Annotated in this window: 21 protein-coding genes; 10 read left to right on the plus strand and 11 right to left on the minus strand. The window is 73.0% G+C overall.

The features are described 5' to 3' along the window. Positions 1-12 precede the first annotated feature (12 nt). Positions 13-900 (minus strand): universal stress protein, encoded by an 888-nt coding sequence (locus ABT342_RS21170; RefSeq protein ID WP_351575854.1) that lies wholly within the window; start codon positions 898-900, stop codon positions 13-15. A gap of 76 nt (positions 901-976) precedes the next feature. Between ABT342_RS21170 and ABT342_RS21175 the strand changes: the two genes are divergently transcribed. Together ABT342_RS21175 and ABT342_RS21180 are read left to right on the plus strand one after the other, a co-directional pair. Continuing rightward, entirely contained in the window at positions 977-2,320 is a 1,344-nt protein-coding gene (locus ABT342_RS21175) for an MFS transporter (protein ID WP_351575857.1), read from the plus strand. Between the two features lie 17 nt (positions 2,321-2,337). Beyond that, positions 2,338-3,507 (plus strand): anhydro-N-acetylmuramic acid kinase, encoded by a 1,170-nt coding sequence (locus ABT342_RS21180; protein WP_351575860.1) that lies wholly within the window; start codon positions 2,338-2,340, stop codon positions 3,505-3,507. 47 nt (positions 3,508-3,554) lie between these two features. On the opposite strand, the gene ABT342_RS21185 is transcribed toward ABT342_RS21180, so the two are convergent. The 3 genes from ABT342_RS21185 to ABT342_RS21195 all read right to left on the minus strand — a co-directional run bounded on the left by ABT342_RS21185 (position 3,555) and on the right by ABT342_RS21195 (position 6,666). Beyond that, on the minus strand, positions 3,555-4,811 hold the full coding sequence (locus ABT342_RS21185) for an MFS transporter (protein ID WP_351575863.1): 1,257 nt from the start codon (positions 4,809-4,811) through the stop codon (positions 3,555-3,557). 122 nt (positions 4,812-4,933) lie between these two features. Next, positions 4,934-5,128 (minus strand): hypothetical protein, encoded by a 195-nt coding sequence (locus ABT342_RS21190; protein WP_351575866.1) that lies wholly within the window; start codon positions 5,126-5,128, stop codon positions 4,934-4,936. A gap of 107 nt (positions 5,129-5,235) precedes the next feature. Then, positions 5,236-6,666 carry a dihydrolipoyl dehydrogenase family protein gene (locus tag ABT342_RS21195; RefSeq protein ID WP_351575869.1) on the minus strand — a complete coding sequence of 477 codons (1,431 nt, stop codon included), beginning with the start codon at positions 6,664-6,666 and terminating at the stop codon, positions 5,236-5,238. 124 nt (positions 6,667-6,790) lie between these two features. On the opposite strand from ABT342_RS21195, the gene trxA reads away from it, so the two are divergent. Further along, complete coding sequence (trxA, locus tag ABT342_RS21200; RefSeq protein WP_351575871.1) at positions 6,791-7,159, plus strand: thioredoxin; 369 nt, start codon at positions 6,791-6,793, stop codon at positions 7,157-7,159. An 84-nt stretch (positions 7,160-7,243) separates the two neighbouring features. Here trxA and ABT342_RS21205 read toward each other — a convergent pair whose 3' ends face one another. After that, positions 7,244-8,680: a benzaldehyde dehydrogenase gene (locus tag ABT342_RS21205; protein ID WP_351575874.1), complete on the minus strand. Its 1,437-nt coding sequence runs from the start codon at positions 8,678-8,680 to the stop codon at positions 7,244-7,246. Between the two features lie 130 nt (positions 8,681-8,810). Beyond that, positions 8,811-9,398 (minus strand): TetR/AcrR family transcriptional regulator, encoded by a 588-nt coding sequence (locus ABT342_RS21210; protein ID WP_351575877.1) that lies wholly within the window; start codon positions 9,396-9,398, stop codon positions 8,811-8,813. Positions 9,399-9,456: 58 nt separating this feature from the next. On the opposite strand from ABT342_RS21210, the gene ABT342_RS21215 reads away from it, so the two are divergent. Then, positions 9,457-9,927, plus strand: coding sequence for an SRPBCC family protein (locus tag ABT342_RS21215; RefSeq protein ID WP_351575879.1), 471 nt, complete (start codon positions 9,457-9,459; stop codon positions 9,925-9,927). A 98-nt stretch (positions 9,928-10,025) separates the two neighbouring features. Here ABT342_RS21215 and ABT342_RS21220 read toward each other — a convergent pair whose 3' ends face one another. Together ABT342_RS21220 and ABT342_RS21225 are read right to left on the minus strand one after the other, a co-directional pair. Then, the gene (locus ABT342_RS21220; RefSeq protein ID WP_351575882.1) at positions 10,026-10,295 is read right to left on the minus strand and encodes a hypothetical protein; all 270 of its coding nucleotides are present in this window, start codon (positions 10,293-10,295) and stop codon (positions 10,026-10,028) included. Between the two features lie 19 nt (positions 10,296-10,314). Further along, on the minus strand, positions 10,315-11,337 hold the full coding sequence (locus tag ABT342_RS21225; protein ID WP_351575885.1) for a LacI family DNA-binding transcriptional regulator: 1,023 nt from the start codon (positions 11,335-11,337) through the stop codon (positions 10,315-10,317). A gap of 133 nt (positions 11,338-11,470) precedes the next feature. On the opposite strand from ABT342_RS21225, the gene ABT342_RS21230 reads away from it, so the two are divergent. Next, a complete protein-coding gene (locus ABT342_RS21230; RefSeq protein ID WP_351575888.1) occupies positions 11,471-12,742 on the plus strand; it encodes an MFS transporter in 1,272 nt (423 codons plus the stop codon). A gap of 60 nt (positions 12,743-12,802) precedes the next feature. Beyond that, the gene (locus ABT342_RS21235) at positions 12,803-13,504 is read left to right on the plus strand and encodes an alpha/beta fold hydrolase (RefSeq protein WP_351575891.1); all 702 of its coding nucleotides are present in this window, start codon (positions 12,803-12,805) and stop codon (positions 13,502-13,504) included. Positions 13,505-13,568: 64 nt separating this feature from the next. On the opposite strand, the gene ABT342_RS21240 is transcribed toward ABT342_RS21235, so the two are convergent. Further along, entirely contained in the window at positions 13,569-14,399 is an 831-nt protein-coding gene (locus ABT342_RS21240) for a TIGR02452 family protein (protein ID WP_351575894.1), read from the minus strand. Between the two features lie 136 nt (positions 14,400-14,535). On the opposite strand from ABT342_RS21240, the gene egtA reads away from it, so the two are divergent. The 4 genes from egtA to egtD are packed head-to-tail and all read left to right on the plus strand — an operon-like array spanning position 14,536 to position 18,906. Next, a complete protein-coding gene (gene egtA / locus ABT342_RS21245; protein WP_351575897.1) occupies positions 14,536-15,840 on the plus strand; it encodes an ergothioneine biosynthesis glutamate--cysteine ligase EgtA in 1,305 nt (434 codons plus the stop codon). Beyond that, positions 15,837-17,153 (plus strand): ergothioneine biosynthesis protein EgtB, encoded by a 1,317-nt coding sequence (gene egtB / locus ABT342_RS21250; protein WP_351575900.1) that lies wholly within the window; start codon positions 15,837-15,839, stop codon positions 17,151-17,153. Before egtA ends, egtB begins: the two co-directional genes overlap by 4 nt. Continuing rightward, entirely contained in the window at positions 17,153-17,947 is a 795-nt protein-coding gene (gene egtC / locus ABT342_RS21255) for an ergothioneine biosynthesis protein EgtC (RefSeq protein WP_351575903.1), read from the plus strand. The genes egtB and egtC overlap by 1 nt, the downstream gene beginning before the upstream one ends. Continuing rightward, entirely contained in the window at positions 17,944-18,906 is a 963-nt protein-coding gene (gene egtD, locus ABT342_RS21260) for an L-histidine N(alpha)-methyltransferase (RefSeq protein ID WP_351575905.1), read from the plus strand. Before egtC ends, egtD begins: the two co-directional genes overlap by 4 nt. Here the strand turns inward: egtD and ABT342_RS21265 are convergent. Further along, positions 18,801-19,814, minus strand: coding sequence for a lysophospholipid acyltransferase family protein (locus ABT342_RS21265; RefSeq protein ID WP_351575908.1), 1,014 nt, complete (start codon positions 19,812-19,814; stop codon positions 18,801-18,803). The two genes, egtD and ABT342_RS21265, sit on opposite strands and share 106 nt — an antisense overlap. Beyond that, positions 19,811-20,587 (minus strand): GNAT family N-acetyltransferase, encoded by a 777-nt coding sequence (locus ABT342_RS21270; protein ID WP_351575910.1) that lies wholly within the window; start codon positions 20,585-20,587, stop codon positions 19,811-19,813. The genes ABT342_RS21265 and ABT342_RS21270 overlap by 4 nt, the downstream gene beginning before the upstream one ends. Positions 20,588-20,949 lie beyond the last annotated feature (362 nt).

The following is a 20,949-nucleotide window of genomic DNA, read 5'->3' on the forward strand; positions in this document are numbered from 1 at the left end:
CGCGGGAGCCGGTCAATCGGTGACCGTCGTCGTGGGGACCACCACGACCGGGCACGAAGCCGTGTGCAACACCTCCCCGCTCACCGACCCCAGCAGCAGCCTGCGCAGCCCCGTACGCCCATGGGACCCGACCACCAGCAGCGCCGCTCCCCGCGAGGCGTCCGCCAGCAGGGTCGCCGGGCGAAGGCACTCCACGCGCACATCGACCCGTACCCGCGGGAACCGCTCGCGGCGCCCGGCCGCCTCCGTCTCCAGTGCCGTACGGGCGGAGGCGTCCATGCTCGTGAAGTCCGGCTGCGTCATGCTCGGCCCGGACGGCATCTCGCCCAGGTGGAAGCTCCCGTGCACCAGCTCCAGGCGCGCGCCGCGCAGGTCGGCCTCGGCGTAGGCCACGTCAAGGGCCGCCTCGGAGACCTGGGAGAGGTCCACACCGGCCACGACCCGGTTCGCGGGCGCCTCGGGCAGCTCCGCCGAGCGGATGACGATCACCGGGCACTCGGCGTGCGTGGCCACCTGCCAGCTGACCGAGCCGAGCGGCAGCCGGGGGAACCCGCCGCTCCCCCGGTGGCCGACCACCAGCCACGCGGCTTCACGGGACCGCTCCAGGAGCACGGCAGCGGCGCGTCCGGTGACCGCCTCCGCCGTCACGGGCAGTCCGGGGAACTCCGACCGTACGAGCTTCTCCAGCCGCCCGACGACCTCCGCCCCCGCATCGGCCGCCGTCCGGTGCTCCACCACGTGCAGGACCCGCAGGGGGCTGCCGTGCAGGACGGCGTGCCGGGCGGCATGACGCAGGACGGGCTCCTGGCCGCTCCCGTCGTCGACACCCACCAGCACCGCTCCGGCCGACTGCCGCTCCGCGCCATTCGGCCCATTCGGTCCATCCGCGGCATCCGCCATGGCTGCTGCTCCCTTCTCGTCCCTCCCGGTGAATGCTGTTGACAGCATCCGGAAGTGATGGTGTAACCAACTTTCCATGACCGCATCCGTGCACGGTCCTGCACGAGCCGCCACCGGGACGCCGCGAGCGCGCAGGGCGCTGGTGGCGGGGTCGGTGGGCAACTTCATCGAGTGGTACGAGTTCGGCGTCTACGGCTATTTCGCCACGGTCATCGCCGCCAACTTCTTCACCCCGCAGGGCGACGGCGAGGTCGAGGCCCTCGTCAAAACGTACGCGTCGTTCGCGCTCGCCTTCTTCTTCCGGCCGGTGGGTGCCGCGGTTTTCGGCCACGTCGGTGATCGCATCGGGCGGCGCCCCACGCTGATTCTCGTGGTCCTGCTCATGACCGGCGCCACGACGCTGATCGGCCTGCTGCCCACGTACGCGACGCTCGGAGCCGCGGCACCGTGGCTGCTCACGTTCCTGCGGGTCCTGCAAGGGCTGTCCGCGGGAGGGGAGTTCGGCGGCGCCGTCTCCGTCATGACGGAGTTCGCCCCCGAGGGCAGGCGCGGCCTTTACGGATCGTGGCAGTCCTTCACGGTGGCGCTCGGGCTCCTCGGCGGCGCCGGGATGGCAGCGCTGCTGGCGACCGTACTGACCCCGGCGCAGCTCGACGCCTGGGGGTGGCGGCTGCCGTTCCTGCTCACCCTGCCCATGGGGCTCGGTGCCCTGTGGCTGCGGCTGAGGCTGGAGGAGACGCCCGCCTTCCGACGGACGGGGGAAGAGCCTGCCGCGTCCACTTCCACTTCCACTTCCACTTCCACGTCCGCGTCCGCGTCCGCGCGGGAGACCGCCGGGGCCATCGTCCTCGGCGCGGGCCGCCTCATGGGCTGGTCGGCGGCCGGGTACACCTTCCTGGTCGTGATGCCGTCGTACCTCCAGAGCACGCTGAACGCGACGTTTCAGCAGGCTCTGATCGCCACCGTCCTCGCCAACCTGGGCTTCGCCGCCGCCATCATCCCGGCGGGGGCGCTGAGCGACCGGACCGGCAGACGCACGGTCATGGTGGCCGGTGCCGTACTCGCCGCGGTGCTCGCGTTCCCGCTGCTGAACGTGTTGCAGGACCCCGCCGTCCCCACCCTCGTCAAGGCGCTCGCCGTACTCGCCGCCGGCGCCGTGGTCGGGCTGATGGCGGGGCCGGGGCCGGCGATGCTGGCCGAGATGTTTCCGACCCGCGTCCGCTACACCGGGCTCGGGCTGGCGTACGCGCTGTCCAACGCGGTCTTCTCGGGCTGCGCGGGCCTCGTCATCACCGAGGCGGTCGAACGGACCGGCGACATCGATGTCCCCGCGTACTACGTGGCCGGGATCTGCGCGATCAGCGCGCTCGCCCTGCTCACGCTGCGGGGCGACGACCATCGCAGCGCGCTGCGTGACTGAGATGCGGGGCGACTGAAATGCGGGTCATCGGACTGATGTCGGGCACCTCCCACGACGCCGTCGACGCCGCCGCGGCCGAGCTGGCACTGGACGGGGACTGCCTCGTGCTCACGCCGCTGGGCATGGTGAGCGCCGCGTACCCCGACGAACTGCGTCCGGGCGACGTACTGCCCCCGGCGGCGATCACCATGAGGGACGTGTGCGTGCTCGACACCCGGATCGGCCAGGCGTTCGCATCACTCGCCGTCCGGGCCGACCGGGAGCTGTGCCACGGACGTACGGACCTCATCACCTCCCACGGTCAGACCGTCTACCACTGGGCCGAGAACGGCCATGTGCACGGGACCCTGCAACTCGGCGCCGCCGCCTGGATCGCCGAGGCGACCGGCTGCCCCGTGGTGTCCGGGCTGCGCACCCGCGACGTCGCCGCCGGCGGCCAGGGCGCGCCCCTCGTGAGCCTGGTGGACGTCATGTGGCTGCGCGGGCGCCCCGGCGTGCCCGTCGCCCTGAACCTCGGCGGAATCGCCAACATCACCGTGGCGGCCGGGGACCGGGACCCGGTCGCCTACGACACCGGCCCCGCGAACGCCCTCATCGACGCGGCGGTGCACGAGCTCACCCGGGGCGGGCTGCGTTACGACGAGGACGGCGCGCTGGCCGCACGGGGCACCGTCGATCAGGACCTGCTGCGACGGCTCCTCGCCGAGCCGTACTACGCCGCGCCGCCGCCCAAGACGACGGGGAAGGAACTGTTCCACTACGACCATGTCCGCACCGCCCTGACCGGCCTCGGCCCCCTCCCGCCCGAGGACGTCATCGCCACCGTCACCCGGCTCACCGCCACGACCGTCGCCGACGCCGTCAGGTCCGCGGGCGGGAGCGAGGTCATCGCCTCGGGTGGCGGTACCCGCAACCCGACCCTGATGGCCATGCTCCGCACCGCGCTCGGCGGCATCCCGCTGCGGCACTCCGACGACCTCGGGCTGCCGTCGGCGGCCAAGGAGGCGTACGCCTTCGCGGTCCTCGGCTTCCTGACCGCCCACGGCCTCGCCGGAACGGTGCCGGCCTGCACCGGCGCCCGCCACCCCAGCATCCTGGGCTCGATCACCCCCGGCCGCCACGGCCTGCGGCTCCCGCAGCCCGCGGCCGTCGCGCCGGTACGTCTGCGGGTGGCGCCGGGCGCGTGAGACGAGCCGGGGGCCGGGGCCAGGACCTGGTGTGCCCTGAACCGGTGTCATGGGCGGCTCGGGCCCGGTTCCCGCTCGCGCAGCGGCACGCGGTCGTGCCGGGGGAGCAGGAACGGCGTCGTCATGATGAGGAGCCCGGCGATCGCGATCGCGATGCGGGGGCCGGTGACGCCGGCCAGCAGGCCCCACAGAACGGTCAGGGCGGCGATGCCGGCTTTGCTGGTGACCGACCACGCGGACAGGGTCCGGACGACCCGGTCCGCCGGCGTCCGTTCGAGCCGGTAGGTGGCGAGCACCGGGTTGAACACTCCCATGCAGGTGATCAGCCCGAACTCGACAACCATGACGAGCACGAGCCCGGCGGTTCCGGGGCCGACGAAGGCCAGTCCGAGCAGCCAGCACGCCCGCAGCGCCCCGGCCGTGAGCATGACCCTGTGCTGCCCGAACCGGGCGACCAGCCCGGGGGCCAGGCGTGAGCCGATCAGGCCGCCGACGCAGGGCACGGCGAAGGCGAGGCCGTACTGCCACGGCGCGAACCCGAGGCGGCCGAGCATGAGGACGGCGAGCAGCGGCGAGGTAGCCATGATCAGGCCATTGACCAGGATCGCGTTGACGAACAGCGGCCGCAGCGCGGAGTCGCTCAGGATGTACCGCCACCCGTCGAGCAGGTCGCCGGCGCGCAGCCGTGGCGGTGCTTCGGTGTGCGTGGGGCGCGGCTCCCGTCCGCCGATCGCACGGATCCCCACCGCCGAGAGCAGGAAGCTCACCGCGTTGGCGATCACGGGAATCACCGGGCCGAACATCCCGGTCGCGGCCCCGCCGAGCGGAGGTCCGAGCATGGTGGCCGTCCAGGTCGTGGACTCGAACCGCCCGTTGGCGACGATCAGATCCTTCGGCTTCACCAGCGTCTTCACACAGGCGCCGCCGGCCGCCGTGAAGGCGATGTCGGCCGCCACGACGACGACCGACACGACCAGGAGCTGGGCGAAGCCGAGGCTGCCGAACGCGAACGCCGCGGCGACGCTCATCAACGCCGCGAACCGGACCAGGTCCATCGCGACCATCACCGGCCGCTTGCGGCGGAACTCCACCCACGGTCCGAGCAGCACCGCTACGGCCGCGCCGGCCGCCGGTCCGGCGGCCGCCAGCAGCGACACCTCGGTCGTCCCGGCGTCCAGCACGAGAATCGCGATCAAGGGGAACGCGTCAAACGCGAACCACGTGCCGAGCGTGCTGACCGTGTACGCCGCCCAGAGCCACCCGAACTGCCGCCCCAGCGGCCGCCCTGACGACCGTCTGGCCATCCTCATCAGCCCGCCCCCCGCTCTCCCGCCCGAACAACCGAACGTCGACCAGCGAGATCAAAGCGAGCAGCACAGCAGCAGGTCAAACAGCCGATCGGCCCGGGAGTGGGACCTCGCTGTATTCAGGGCACCTGGTCACGGGGCGGGAGAACGATCAGGGATCTGAGGTGGGCCAGGCCGTCCGTCCCGTCCGTTTCCTGGCCGTCGCCGATCATCCGCTCGACGAGCAGCAGATGCCGGACCCGCCATCTGGTCACCGCGGCCCGCAACGCCGCCAGTGCCGCGTCCAGGTGGTCCAGCAGACCGAGGGTGCTCATCCACCACGGCGAGGACGGCTCCGACCCGGCGGACGATGCCGACCGCGGCGCCGTCATCGGTTCCGTGCCGCACCCGCACCACCTGACGCGGCTCCGCGCGACGGGCCCTATCCGCGGTACGTCTCCAGCAGCCGCAGCCACACCTCGCTGATCGTGGGGTACGCCGGGACCGCGTGCCAGAGCCGGTCGATCGGGACCTCGCCGGCGACCGCGATCGTCGCCGAGTGGAGCAGCTCGCCCACCCCCGGGCCGACGAAGGTGATCCCCCGGACGATCTCCCGGTCCAGGTCGACGACCATGCGGGCGCGGCCACGGTACTGGTCGCCGTAGAGCCCGGCCCCGGCGACGGCGGCGAGGTCGTGGTCCACCGCTCGCACGCGGTGGCCCGCCGCCTCGGCCTCGGCGAGGGTCAGGCCGACCGATGCCGCCTCCGGATCGGTGAAGACGACCTGCGGGACGGCGTCGTGGTCGGCCGTCGCGGCGTGCGCGCCCCAGCGGTCCGTCTCCAGGAGCGGGACGTGCTGGGCACGCGCGGCGATCGCGGCGCCCGCGACGCGCGCCTGGTACTTGCCCTGGTGGGTCAGGAGGGCGCGGTGGTTGACGTCGCCGACCCCGTACAGCCAGTCGCTGCCGTCGACCCGGCAGCTGTCGTCGACGCGGAGCCAGGAGCCGGGTTCCAGGCCCACCGTCTCCAGCCCGATGTCGTCGGTGCGCGGTGCGCGTCCGGTGGCGAAGAGGACTTCGTCGGCGTCGATCAGTTCGCCGTCCTCCAGCACCACGGTGACCGGTCCGCCGCCTCCGTCGCGGCGTACGGCGGCCACGGACACGCCGGTGCGGACCGTGGCACCGGCCTCGGTGAGCGCCTCGGCGACGTATTCGCCGACGAACGGTTCCATGCGCGGCAGCAGCCCTTTGCCCCGGACCAGCATGGTGATCCGTGAGCCGAGGGCCTGCCAGGCGGTGGCCATCTCGGTGCCGACCACTCCCCCGCCGACCACGACGAGCCGCTCGGGGACGGTCTGCGCGCTGGTCGCCTCGCGGCTGGTCCAGGCCCTGGCCCCGGCGAGCCCGGGGAGCCGGGGCAGGACGGCCCGGCTTCCGGTGCACACGGCGACGGCGTGCCGCGCGGTCAGTACGTGACGCTCGCCCTCGGGGCCGGTGACGACGACCTTCTTCGGGCCGTGGAGGCGGCCCTGCCCTCGGTAGAGCCGGGCGCCGATCGAGTCGAGCCAGCCGCTCTGGCCGTCGTCCTTCCAGTGGGAGGCGTACTCGTCGCGGTGGGCCAGCACCTCGGCGGTGTCCAGCGGGCCCTGGACGGAGTGGCGTACGCCCGGGACCCGGCGGGCGTCGGCGCGGGTGATGACGGGCCGCAGCAGCGCCTTGCTGGGCATACACGCCCAGTACGAGCACTCGCCTCCGACGAGTTCGCTCTCCACGACCGCCGTGCTCAGCCCGGCGGCCCTGGTCCTGTCCGCGACGTTCTCCCCTGTCGGCCCGCTCCCCAGCACCACCACGTCGTACTCCACGGCATCCGTCATACGGACAGTCTGTGACCACGTGTGGGCCGTGGCCACAGGGGCAGGCGCCTCTCACCCGGAATACGGCCACTCCGTACATCGTTGTGCGGGGGTCCGAGCGGACACCAGGAAGAGGTAGGAAGCAATGAGCACTGTCGAGCTCACCAAGGAAAACTTCGATCAGGTTGTATCTGACAATGACTTTGTCCTGATCGACTTCTGGGCTTCCTGGTGCGGCCCTTGCCGCCAGTTCGCCCCGGTCTTCGAGAAGTCCTCCGAGCGCCACCCGGATCTCGTCTTCGGCAAGGTGGACACGGAGGCGCAGCCGGAGCTGGCCGCGGCGTTCCAGATCAGCTCCATCCCGACGCTGATGATCGTCCGGGAGAAGGTCGCGATCTTCGCCCAGCCCGGGGCGCTCCCCGAGCCCGCGCTCGAGGACCTGATCGGCCAGGCGCGCGGTCTGGACATGGACGAGGTCCGCAAGTCGGTCGAGGTCGCGCAGCAGAAGCAGTGAGCCGCCTCCGCGCCGTTGAGCCGCCTCGGATCCGGTGAGCGCCTGCGGGGCCCGGGTCCGCGCCACGACCCGGGCCCCCGCGCGTCAGAACGGGTGACCCGGCGCCTCGCCGCGTACGGTCGTCCAGCGCAGCTCGGTGAACGCCTCCAGGTTGGCGTCACCGCCGAAGCGCGCGCCGGTGCCCGACGCCGCGACACCGCCGAAGGGCGCGACCGCCTCGTCGTTGACCGTCTGGTCGTTGATGTGCGCGATGCCCGTGGGGATCCGGTCGGCGAGCTCCAGGCCGAGCGCGCTGTCGCGGGTGACGATGCCCAGCGACAGTCCGTACGGGCCCGCCGCCGCGAGCGCCGCGGCCTCGTCGAGCGTGCCGAACGGCCGGACCGGGGCGACCGGTCCGAAGACCTCCTCCGCGTAGGCGGGGGTGTGGTCGTCGACACCGGCGAGGACGGTGGGACGGTAGAACAGGTCGCGGTGCTTGCCGCCCGCGGCCAGTACGGCCCCACGCGCCGTGCTGGCCTCCACCAGGCCGTGGATCCGGTCGAGTTGGCCGCGGTCGATGACCGGTCCGAGGTGCACCTGCTCGCGGTACGGGTCGCCCACGGCGAGCGATTCGGCCTTCGCGGCGAGTCGTTCGACGTACTCCTCGTAGAGCGAGGCGTGCACCAGATGCCGTCCGGTGGTCATGCAGATCTGGCCCTGGTGGAAGAACGAACCCCAGGACGCCTGGGCGACGGCTGCCTCGATGTCGGCGTCCTCGAGGACCACGAGGGCCGAGTTGCCGCCGAGTTCGAGATGGACGCGCTTGAGGTGGCGGCCGGCCGCCTCGCCCACGGAGCGGCCCGCCGCCGTCGAGCCGGTGAAGGACACCACCGGGATGCCCGGCTCCACGACGATCGCCCGGCCCACGTCCGCGCCGCCCGGCAGGACGTGCAGCAGCCCCTCGGGCAGCCCGGCCCGCGCGAACACCGCGGCGAGCGAGAGTCCGCCACAGACCGCGGTGCGCGGATCGGGCTTGAGCAGGACGGCGTTGCCGAGCGCGAGGGCCGGGGCGACGGAGCGTATGGAGAGGATCAGCGGAGCGTTGAACGGAGCGATGACACCGACGACCCCGGCGGGGACCCGGCGGGTGTACGACAGCCTGGGCTGCTCGCTCGGCAGCACCTGGCCGGTGGGGCGGGAGGCGAGCGCGGCGGCCTCGTAGCACTCCTGGGCGGCGACGTGCAGCTCGAAGTCCGCCTTGCCGGGGATCGAACCGGACTCCCGGACCAGCCATTCGCGCAGCTCGGCGGCGTGCTCGGTGAACAGGTCCCCCGCCCGCCGCAGCACGGTCGCCCGCAGGAAGTGCGGGGTGCGCGCCCAGTCGGTCCGGGCCGCCGCGGCGGAATCGGTGGCGGCGGTGACGTCGTCGGCGGTGGCGAGGCGCACGGAGGCGAGCGTGGCCCCGGTGGCGGGTTCGACGACGTCGGACCGGTGTCCGGAGAGTCTGACGGGCTGCCAGGTCTTGGGGTCGAGCAGGGTCATGGAGGCGCTCCAGTCGCGTCGGCTTCGCCCAGTTGGACGCGGAGCATCGTATCTACGCGTCAACTCCCTGCGGACGCACGGATGTTCGGCGGGCCAGGAGTCGGCGACCCCTTGGTGTTCGCTTCGACCCCTACCTGATGTGGAGCAGCCTCGCGGCGGACTCCTCGGCAAGGTCCTCGGCGTGCGGCGGCAGCGGCTGTCCGGCGCGCAGGTGGCGGCGGATCACGGTGAGCGGCACGTCGACCAGGGCGAGGGTGACACGGTCCGCGCCCTGGGCCCCGCCCGCACCGAGGGCTTCGCCGATCTCGCCGAGGCGGGCGAAGACGCGCCGGTTGCCCCGGTCCGCGCGCTCCCGGTACTCCTCGGGCCAGTCGGTGCGGCCGAACTCCTCGGGGCCGTAAAGGAGCAGCGCGGCCTCCTGGGGATGGGCCCTGCTCCAGGCGACGACGTGCCGGGCAGCGGCGCAGGCCGCCCGGCGAAGGTCGGGATCCCCGCCGAGCACGTCGAGGTAGCCGTCCTGGAAGCCCTCGACGGTACGCAGCCACACCTCGGCGAGCAGGGCCGGCCGCCCCGAGAAGCGGTGGTAGACCGATCCACTGGGCGCGCCGACCGCCTGGGCGACGGCGGACATGGTCACGGCGGCCGGGCCGCCGGAGGCGGCGAGCCGGACGGCGGCGTCGAGAAGGAGGCCGGTGTCGAAGCGTGGTGGTCTCGGCATGAATCAGAGAGTACTCTCCATATCAATTAGAGGATGTTCTCCAATTGAAGGAGTGGCGATGCCCGTCCACAACGTGCACGAACGCCTGCTGCCGATGAGAGCCGCCGAGGTCGGCGACCTCCTCGACACGCTGTCCGGCGGGGCCTCGGACCGGCTCTGGCCCCACCAGGCCTGGCCCGCGATGGAGTTCGACCGCCCGCTGTCGGCGGGCGCGGCGGGCGGCCACGGGCCGGTCCGCTACACGGTCGCCGCGTACGTGCCGGGCACCTGGGTCCGATTCACCTTCAGCGGCCCCCGGGGCTTCCACGGCTTCCACGAGTACGCGGTGCTGCCGGTCGACGACGAGCACACGATGCTGCGGCACACTCTCTCGATGCGCGTCAGCGGAATCGCCCGCCTGAGCTGGCCCCTGGCATACCGCTGGCTGCACGACGCCCTTCTGGAGGACAGCCTGGACCGCGCCGGGCACCGGCGCCACCGGGCCCGCTGGACCATGTATGTCCGCTTCCTGCGCGCCCTGGCCCGCTAGGGGGCGTTCCCTGACGGCCCTGACAACGACTCACGCGATGAGTCGTGTCGGCGGTGTTCTCGCGATGACCTGAGGCTCCGTCGGTTCACGCACACCCGTCAGTCCGGGGTACGCCCCGAGACCAGGGCCGTCAGGCCGTAGTCCAGTTCCGAGCCGTCGACGAGGAGCGCCTCCACCGTGCGGGTCAGCGGGTCGATGTCCGCCACGATGCCGTGGCCCACATAGCGCGGGTAGCCCGACGCGCCGGTCTGGCCGGTGGCCTCGACGACGGCCGAGCGGACCGCGCTGTCCTCCACCGTCGCGCCGGAGCGGTCCTCGACGTGCGACGGCACCAGCAGGATCTCGAAGCGCCGCGGAACAGTGCCCATGCAATGAAGCTAGCGCGGTTCAGGTCGACTCGCGCTGGACGACCTGCGCGCCCATCAGGTCGTGCCGTTCGGGCTCGCTGCCGGGATCCCGTACGACCCGGTCGACGAGTTCGGCCAGGTGCTGCCCGGTGACCATGTCGATCCGTACCGTACTCAGCCGCGGCCGCAGCAGCCGCCCCAGCAGCAGGTCGTCGGCGCCGATCACCGCCGTCTCCTGCGGGATGCCGATCCCGGCGTCCTGGAGGGCCCGCATCAGCAGCATGGCGTACTCGTCGTTGTACGCGTACACGGCGTCGACGCCCAGGTCCCGCCAGCGCGCCGCCAGCGCGGTCGCCGCGTCCTCGTCGTACGCGAGCGGGATCGGGACGACCGTCCCGCCGGCGGGCTCGACGGCCCGCCGGACGCCGGCCAGCCGGGGCACGGAGAACAGCTCCAGGCCCGGCTCCTCGGGCATGATCACGCCGATCCGGCGGTGACCGCGCTCCAGCAGGTGCCCCGCCGCGCGGATGCCGACCTCCCGCTGGTCCATCACCAGCGAGTGGGCACCCTCGACGTCCTGCGGACCGAGCGTGATCACGGCCTTCGCACCGGAGCGCTTGAGCACCTCGACGCCGTGCGCCGTGAGGGCGACCTCGCCGAGTGACACCACCGCGACGGGGCGCAGCTCCGCCCAGGCGCGGGCCGCCGCGTCGCCGTCCAGACCGAGGCTGCCGTACTGCACGACGGTGTAGTCGAGGCGCCGCAGGGCCCACTGGAGTTCGTTGAAGAACCGGCTGTAGAGCGGCCCGACCGGAACGTGCGCGGTGGGCAGCAGCACGATGCGGCTGTGCCCGGCGCGCAGGCTGCGGGCGGCGGCGTGCGGTACGTAGCCCAGTTCCTCGGCGGCCTCGCGCACTCTGCGGCGGGTGGGCTCGCTGATCCGCACCGCGGAGGTGTTGTTCAGCACGTACGAGACGGTGGCCCGGGAGACTCCGGCCAGCCGCGCGACATCGGCACTGGTCGGGACGGGACGTTCTGCTGACTGCTCGGGTGTCTGGCTCATCGCCCTCGGCATCTTTCCAGACCTGTCGCGTCCAGGGTCTGGCGGATGGCCTGAATTGGGTGCTAGACAGTGCGCACGCCTCAGCTGACACGTGTAACCACATCCCGATCCCACCCCTCAACCGGAGGGCAACGTGGCCCTTTCCTCCCCCGGTGCCGACATCCCCGGACCCGTTCCGCACCCGGTCCCGCACCCGTCGCCGCCCCCGTCGCCCCGCACGGCGCGTGGGCTCCTACCCCTGCTCCTCCTCGGCAACACCGCGATGTACGCGCTCTACACCGGCGTCGCCGGAGTGCTCCTCGCCCTCCAGATCGAGGCCATCGACCCGGCGGACAAGGTGGCCAACTTCGGGCTGGTCGCCGGGGTGTCGGCCATCTTCGCGACCGTCCTCAATCCGGTGGCAGGCGCGCTGTCCGACCGGTCGGGCCGGCGCAATCCGTGGATCCTGGCCGGCGGGCTCCTCGCCGTCCCTGTGATGCTGCTGCTCGGCAGCGTCGACACCGTGCTGCTGGTGATGATCGCCTGGTGCCTCGGCCAGGCCGTGATGAACGTCTACCAGGCGGCCCTCACCTCGGTCGTCCCCGACCGGGTGCCGGTCGGCGCGCGCGGCAGGGCGTCGGCGGCCGTCGGGCTCGGCCTGCCGGTCGGTTCCACCCTGGGCGCCCTGCTGGGCGCGGCCTTCTCGGACGACCACCGCACCGGCTATCTGGTGTTCGGCGTGCTCGTGGCGGCCGCCGCCGTGCTGTTCTCCGCGGGCGCCCGCGAGGAGCGGATGCCCGCGCGCGAGCCCCTTCCCGTCAAGGCGCAGATCGCCGCGTTCGGCGGGGCGCTGAAGGAGCACGACTTCCGCTGGGCGTTCATCGGCCGGGCCCTGCTGATCCTCGGGTACTTCGCGGTCGCCGGCTTCCAGCTGTACATCCTCAAGGACCACACCGCGCTGCCCGCCGGCCTCGCACCGGAGGAGGCCGTGGCCGTCCTGCTGCCGGTCAACAGCGTCGCGATGGCCCTGTCCACGGTGCTGGGCGGCTGGCTCTCCGACCGTTACGACCGCCGCAAGCTGTTCGTCGGCGCGTCCGCCGCGCTGGCGGCGGCGGCCATGGTCATCCCGGCCGTGTCGGACAGCTGGACGGCGATGCTCGCCTTCTCGGCCGTCAACGGGCTCGGCTTCGGCTGCTACATGGCCGTGGACACCGCGCTCGTCACGATGGTCCTGCCGAAGGCCGAGGACGCCGCGCGGGACATGGGCGTGCTCAACGTCGCCAACGCCGGCCCGCAGATCATCGCGCCGTTCGTGGCCTCGGTGATCGTGTCGGTCGCCGGCGGCTACACCACGCTCTTCCTCGTCGCCGCCGCGCTGTCGGTGCTGGGCGCGCTCGCCGTGCGCCCGATCCGCACGGTGCGCTGAACCCCGGATCGATGAGTCGATGAATCAACGAACCGACCACGAACGGAAAGGCACACCACCGTGCAGCTGCACACCCACACCTGGGGCTCGGGCGACCGCGTCGCACTCCTGGTCCACGGCATCATGGCCGACCACCGCACCTGGCGGCGCGTGGGTCCCGCGCTGGCCGAGCAGGGCTATCGCGTGATCGCCGTCGATCTGCGCGGCCACGGCCGCAGCGGCGCCGCGACCTCGTACACACCGCGGGACTTCGCCGACGACCTCGTCGAGACGCTGCCGGGCGGCGCCGAACTCGCCGTCGGGCACTCGCTCGGCGGGCTGACGCTCTCCCTCGCGGTGGAGCGGCTCGCGCCGCGGCGCGCCGTGTACTCGGATCCGGCCTGGCACCTCGCCCCGTCGGAGGACGGCCGTGGCCTCGAACAGTTCGCCGAGTTCAAGGCGGTCGCCTCGAAGGACCGGATCGCGGCGCTCAACCCGCGCTGGGAGAGCGAGGACGTCGACATCGAGCTGGAGACCCTCGCGGCCTGGGACGAGTCGTCCGTGCGGGGGCTGGCCGATTCCGTCGGCGTGGACCTGCTGCCGACGAGGGCCGTCGTGCCCTCCCTGGTCCAGCTCGCCGATCCGAGCCTCCTGGTGTCGGCGGAGCGGGCGCGGGTGCTGACCGCGCGCGGCTTCGAGGTCCGTACGGTGAAGGGCGCGGGCCACACGATCCACCGTGACGACTTCGACGGGTTCATGTCGTCGCTGGACGGCTGGATCTGACGGGCACGCCCTGACGCGTGCCACGTGACGCGCGCCGGGCCGCCGCGAAGCGGCCGGGCGTGCGTCAGCGCGCCGCCGCGCCGGGAAACGCCGCCCGGAACGCCCCCAGCGTGGTCTGCCCCTGCGTACGGTCCAGTACGGCGAAGACGATCTCGTCGAAGTGCCCGGCGAACCGGCCTTCGAGCAGCGTCCGGAACGCGACCGCCACCTGCGCCGGATCGTTGCGGAAGACCCCGCAGCCCCAGGCGCCCAGCACCAGCCTGCGGTAGCCGTTCGCCACTGCGGTCTCCAGGACCCTCTCCGCCCGGGAGGCGAGGGCGGCCGGTATGCGCCCGGCCTCCCCCGGCGTACGGCTGAGGATCACGCCCGCGTTCGGCGCGGGCGAGGTGAGGAAGCCGACGCGGTACGGCGTGTCGAGGAGCGTGCCGCGGTCGTCGCGGAAGACCGGGACGCCGGGTGAGTGGATGACCCGGTCGGTGTAGAACGGGTCGCGGTCGGCGCGGTGGTGGGCGTAGAACTCCGGGGCGCTCAGCAGCGTGGTGTACAGCCCGGAGGCCCGGCAGAGCGCCTCCTCCTGGGCCTGCGCGCCGTTGAGATAGCCGCCGCCGGGGTTGCGGGCCGAGGCGAAGTTCAGCACGGCGACCGGAGCGCCCGGATCCCGGGCCGTCATCCGGCGGGCGGCGTCCAGGCTGCTCTCTCCGGTGACCTCGCATACGCTGGAACGGTCCGAGCCGGGGGTGACCGGCACGGGCCCGGGCCCGTACATCCGTGTCCCCTCGACCGCGGCGGACAGGTCCGCGCCGATCGTCACCATCCGGCCGCCGGGTGCCCTGTACCGGCCGGCTTCGACGATCTCCTGGGTCTGTTTCGCGATCCCCCGCAAACGTGCACTCATGCCCGGCATCCTCAGTGATCATTCATGGAGGCAGCAACCGAATTACCGCCCCTATACGCCCCGCAGGGGCACTCTTGTGCGAACCAACGACGGTGGCCTTAGGTGGACGGAGCGCCTTCGACAGGAGGAGTCGGCCATGGCAGCACCCGACGTCACGGGGAGCGGACCACCGCTCACCGAGAACGACGCCGAAGACCTACTGCGATGTATCTGCTTCAAGACGGGCCCGCCCCGCCTCATCGGGGTCGAACTGGAATGGCTCGTCCACGATCTGCACGTACCGCAACTGCCCGTCGCGCCCACCCGGCTGGAGCGCGCCTTCGCCGGACTGAGGACCCTGCCCCTCGGCTCGGCGCTCACCTTCGAACCCGGCGGTCAGCTGGAGCTCAGCTCGCCGCCCGCCGCCTCTCTCACCGAGTGCATCGACTCCACGGCGGCAGACCTCGCCACCGTACGGACCGCGCTTCGCGCGTCCGGGCTCGCACTCACCGGTTTCGGTCACGATCCCTGGCATCCCCCGCGCCGACTGCTGCGCGAGCCGCGCTACGACGCCATGGAGGCCTACTTCCAGCGCACGGGACCCGCCGGGCGCTCCATGATGTGCTCCTCCGCCTCGGTCCAGGTGTGCCTGGACGCCGGTCACGAGGAGCCGGGCCCGCTGGGGCTCGGCAGACGCTGGCAGCTCGCGCACCTGCTGGGCGCGGTGCTGGTGGCGGCGTTCGCGCACTCCCCGGCCGGCTCCGGCCGGCCCACCGGCTGGCGGTCGACCCGGCAGGCGCTGTGGGCCCAGCTGGACCCCGTGCGCTCGCTGGCGCCGCCCTTCGGTACGGAGCCGCGCGCGGGCTGGACGGCGCATGTGCTGGACACACCGGTGATGTGTGTCAGGACCGCCGATGGTCCGTGGGCCGTGCCGGAGCGGCTGACGTTCCGCGACTGGATACGTGACGGGACACGGTGGGGGGCACCCCGGCCGCCGGTCCGCGCGGATCTCGAGTACCACATCACCACGCTCTTCCCGCCCGTCCGGCCGCGCGGCCATCTCGAACTGCGCATGATCGACGCCCAGCCGGGCGAGGACGGCTGGATGGTGCCGGTGGCCGTCACGACGGCTCTGTTCGACGACCCGGAGGCGACGGAGACGGCGTACCGGACGGTGAAACCGCTCGCCGAGACGGCCGGGCCGCAGCCCGCGCCGCGCAATCCGCTCTGGCTGGGCGCCGCCCGCCACGGGCTGACCGACCCCGAACTGCACGGCGCGGCCGTCAGCTGCTTCGCCGCCGCGCTGGAGGCCCTGCCCCGGATCGGGGCGGCCCCGTCCGTCCAGGACGCGGTGGCCGCGTACTACGACCGCTACGTCCTGCGGGGCCGATGTCCGGCCGACGACTTCTCGATCGGCAGCAAGTTCAGCAGCGAGCTCAGCGGCAAGGAGATCAGCTCATGAACGAGTCCCCGGTGGTGGCGACCGACGACGTGCTCAGGCAGCGCGCCCTGGAGGCGCTGCTCACCGCCCGTGCCCGCACCTCCCTGCTCACCACGTGCGTCGACGACCATGAACTGACCGCTCAGCACTCGCCGTTGATGTCACCGCTCGTCTGGGACCTGGCGCACATCGGCAACCAGGAGGAGCAGTGGCTGCTGCGGGCGGTCGCCGGGCGCGAGGCGATACGCCCCGAGATCGACAAGGTGTACGACGCCTTCGAGCATCCCCGCGCGGAGCGGCCCTCGCTGCCGCTGCTCTCCCCCGCCGAGTCCCGGACGTACGCCTCGGACGTACGGGCCCGGGTCCTCGACGTCCTCGACGGCCATCCGCTGCGCGGCGGGCGGCTCGTCGATTCCGCCTTCGCCTTCGGGATGATCGCGCAGCACGAGCAGCAGCACGACGAGACGATGCTGATCACCCATCAGCTGCGGCGCGGCCCGGCCGCGCTCGAAGCTCCCGAGCCGCCACGGGGCGGCACGAACGGTCTGCCCGCCGAAGTCCTGGTCCCGGCCGGGCTGTTCACCATGGGCACGTCCGCCGAGCCCTGGGCGCTGGACAACGAACGCCCGGCGCACCACCGCGACCTCCCGGCGTACTACATCGACACCACACCCGTCACGAACGGCGCCTTCCAGCAGTTCATCGCGGACGGCGGCTACACCGACGAGCGCTGGTGGGCGGAGGAGGGCTGGGACCAGATCCACCGGCACGGCATCGGCGCGCCGCTGTTCTGGCGCAGCGAGGGCGGCCAGTGGCTGCGCCGCCGGTTCGGGGTGACCGAGCCGGTGCCCGAGGACGAGCCGGTGCTGCACATCAGCTGGTACGAGGCCGACGCGTACGCCCGCTGGGCGGGGCGGCGGCTGCCGACGGAGGCCGAGTGGGAGAAGGCGGCCCGGCACGATCCGGCGTCCGGGCGGTCCCGGCGCTACCCGTGGGGCGACGGCGATCCCACCCCGGCGCACGCCAACCTCGGCCAGCGCCATCTGCGCCCCGCGCCCGCAGGGGCGTATCCCGAGGGCGCCTCGCCCCTCGGCGTCCGGCAGCTGATCGGCGACGTGTGGGAGTGGACGGCGAGCGACTTCCTGCCGTATCCGGGCTTCGTGGCGTTCCCGTACCGCGAGTACTCCGAGGTGTTCTTCGGCCCCGGCCACAAGGTGCTGCGGGGCGGTTCGTTCGCCGTGGACCCGGTGGCCTGCCGGGGCACGTTCCGCAACTGGGACCTGCCGGTGCGCCGGCAGATCTTCTCCGGGTTCCGTACCGCCAGGGACGCGTGATGTGTCGTCATATCGCCTTTCTGGGCCCCGCGACGGCGCTCGCCGAACTGCTGGTACGGCCGCCGCACGCGCTCTTCCGCCAGTCCTGGGCGCCGAGGAGGCAGCGGTACGGGACGGTCAACGCGGACGGCTTCGGTGTGGGCTGGTACGCCGAGGGCGATCCGGTCCCGGCCCGCTACCGCCGTTCCGGCCCGATCTGGGGCGACCAGTCCTTCGCCGACCTGGCCCGGGTGGTCAGGGCCGGGGCGCTGCTGGCCGCCGTCCGGGACGCCACCGAGGCGGGCGCGGACGGGGAGGCGGCGGCCGCGCCGTTCGCCGCCGGGCCGTGGCTGTTCAGCCACAACGGCGCAGTGAAGGGCTGGCCGGGCTCGCTCGCGCCGCTCGCCGCCGCGCTGCCCGCCGCCGAGCTGCTGTCGATGGAGGCGCGCTGCGACTCCGCGCTGGTGTGGGCGCTGGTGCTGCACCGGCTGCGGGACGGCGACGAGCCCGGCCAGGCGCTCGCCGAGACCGTGCTGGACATCTCGGCCGCCGCGCCCGGTTCCCGGCTGAACCTCCTGCTCACGGACGGTGTGACGGTCGTGGCGACCGCCTGGGGCGACACGCTCTGGTACCTCGCGCCACCCGGCCGCGGGAGCGACCAGGAGGCGGACCGGGCCCAGGAAGAAGGCCGCACGGTCGTCGCCTCGGAGCCGTACGACGACGATCCCCGCTGGTGCGAGGTGCCCGACCGCACGCTGGTCGTGGCGACCCGCACCGATGTACTGCTGACCCCGCTCAAGGAGCCGACCGCGTGAGCCCGTTCCAGCTGACCCGCACCCTGCCCGAGGACGCCACGGAAGCCGCGCTGCGCGCCGATGTGCTGCACGGGCTGACCCGTATGCCGAAGGAGCTGCCGCCCAAGTGGTTCTACGACGCGCGCGGCAGTGACCTCTTCGAGGAGATCACCCGGCTGCCCGAGTACTACCCGACGCGCGCGGAACGGGAGATCCTGCTCGCCCGCGCGGACGGGATCGCCGCGGCGACCGGCGCCCGCACCCTGGTGGAGCTGGGCTCCGGCTCGTCCGAGAAGACCCGCCATCTGCTGGACGCGCTGACGGAGCTGGAGAGCTACGTACCGGTCGACGTCAGCGAGAGCGCGCTGACCGGGGCGGCCGAGGCGCTGCTCGCCGAGCACCCGGAGCTCCATGTCCACGCCCTGATCGCCGACTTCACCCGCGGGCTGGCGCTGCCGGGAACGCCGGGCCCCCGGCTGGTCGCCTTCCTGGGCGGCACGATCGGCAATCTGCTGCCGGGAGAGCGTGCGGTGTTCCTGCGGTCCGTACGCTCGCTGCTCGCGCCCGGGGACGCGCTGCTGCTCGGCACGGACCTGGTGAAGGACGAGGCGGTGCTGGTCGCGGCGTACGACGACGCGGCCGGTGTCACCGCCGAGTTCAACCGGAACGTGCTGGCCGTGATCAACAGGGAGCTCGGCGCCGACTTCCCGCTGGAGCACTTCGCCCATGTGGCGCTGTGGAACGCGGAGGAGGAATGGATCGAGATGCGGCTGCGGGCGCGGGAGGCGTTGACGGTCAAGATCCGTGAGCTGGATCTGCTGGTGCCGTTCGAGGCGGGTGAGGAGATCCGTACGGAGGTGTCGGCGAAGTTCCGTCAGGAGGGCGTGCGGACCGAACTGGCCGACGCCGGGCTCAAGCTCTCGGAGTGGTGGACGGACGGGGAGGGCAGATTCGCGCTGTCGCTGTCGACGGCGGTGTGAACGACCGCGTTGTGAACGGCCCCGGCGGCGGCCGCGGTGTGACCGACGGCGTTGTGAACGGCCCCGGGGGCGGCCGCGGTGTGGACGACCGCGGTCTGCGCGGCTCGTGCGAGTGAGCGGCGGTCGGGGTGGCGGGCCGCGGGGATCGCCGGCAGCAGGGTGATCTCCGCCGTGAGCCCGCCGGCCGTCACGACCCGCCACAGGGACGCGGTCAGTGGGTCCTCGCCCACGAACGCGGCGGCGCCGGTGGGCCGGTAGGTGATCCGTACGGGCTGGACGACGGCCCCGGCGTCCAGGGCGGCCTGGAACGCGGCGTTACGGAACCGGCCGTGCCCGCGGCCGCACCACGTGGACCCCTCCGGGAAGACGATCACCCGTGCCCCTCCCCCGAGGGCGTCCGCCATGGCCCGTACCACCCCGGGCAGCGCCCGCAGCCGGTCCCGGTCCAGGAACAGCGTCCCCCCGAATCCGGCGAGCGGCCCGAGCACGGGCCACTGCCGGACCTCGCGCTTGGCGAGCATCCGTCCGGGCAGGACGGCCGCGACGAGGGGTATGTCGAGCCAGGAGATGTGATTGGCGACGACGAGGGTTCCGACGGCCTTCCCCGGCCGGGACGCGACGTCTCGTACGGGGCCCAGCCGCCGTGGAGGCGTCGGCGCCGGTATCTCGCCCACGATGCGGATGCGTACGCCGAACGCGCGTATCACCGTCCGGGACCACAGACTCGCCAACCGGGCCCGGCCCGCCGGGCTGAGCGGGATCGCCAGCGGGGACAGGACGACACCGGCGAGCACCGCCGCCATCCCCGCGATCAGCCGGGCGACCGCCGTCAGCCGGCCGGCGGCCGGCCACCGCGGGGTCGCGCAGGCGCCCGGGGTGCAGGGCGCGGTGGGCAGCCAGACGCTCATCGCACCGGGGCCAGCGACAGGAAGTGGCGCAGATAGCGGGGGTTGGTGCGGCGCAGCGACAGCAGCACGTACAGGTCCGCGACGCCGAAGTCCGGGTCGTGGGCGGGCGCGCCGCACACCCAGGCTCCGAGCCGCAGATAGCCGCGCAGGAGCGGGGGGAGTTCGGTGCGGCCCTCGGGCCGGGTGATGCCGTCGGGGCTCCAGAGCTTGTGCGGGGTGACCCAGTACTCCTCGGGGGCGAGGTGCTTGGCCTTGACCGTGTCCCAGGTGGCGGCGGCGAGGGAGCCCCCGTCGGCGAGTGGGATGGAGCAGCAGCCGGCCAGCCAGGTGTGGCCGGTGCGGGTCATGTAGCGGGCGAGGCCCGCCCAGATCAGGGCGATGACGGCGCCGTTGCGGTGGGCGGGGTGGACGCAGGAACGGCCCACCTCGACCAGGTCGTCGCGGATCGGGGCGAGGCGGGCGATGTCGAACTCGGTCTCGCAGTAGAGCCGCCCGGCGATCCGTGCGCGGTCGGGCGGGAGCACGCGGTACGTGCCGACGACCTCGCCGGTCTCCTCGTGCCGTACGAGGATGTGGTCGCAGTACGCGTCGAACGCGTCGATGTCGAGGCCGGGCTCCGGGCCCTCGATCCGGGCCCCCATCTCTCCGGCGAACACCTGGTGCCGCAGCCGCTGCGCGGCCCGGACGTCGTCCTGGTCGCGGGCGAGGGAGACCACGTAGCGCGGCTCGGCGGACACGAGTGGGGCGGGGATGACGGCGGGCGATGCGGGCATGGCGGCTCTCCTCTGCCGGACGGAAGCGCCGGGCCTCGGGCTGCGGGGGCCCGGCTCCTAACTAATTCCGTGACCGGCTGGATTCGACATGACGGGGGTGCGGAGCGCGGATGTGCGCCATCTGAATGCCGGGCGACCCCGGCTCGGCCGGGGTGCGTGCGCGTGAGGCTGCGGGTGGGGGGCGCCTGCGGGTGCGGGTGGGGGGCGCGCTTGCGGGTGCGGGTGCGGGTGGGGGTGGGGGCGCCTGCGGCGGGCCTTGTCCCCTACCCGCCCCTTCCCGCAGTGTCGATTTTCGGCTCCGCCGCGGGGGGGGGTCCGCCCCCCCCCCAGATAGGGAGAGCGGGGGGGTGGGGAAGAGGGTG

The organism is Streptomyces sp. NPDC000410 (assembly GCF_040300305.1).
Classification (GTDB): domain Bacteria; phylum Actinomycetota; class Actinomycetes; order Streptomycetales; family Streptomycetaceae; genus Streptomyces.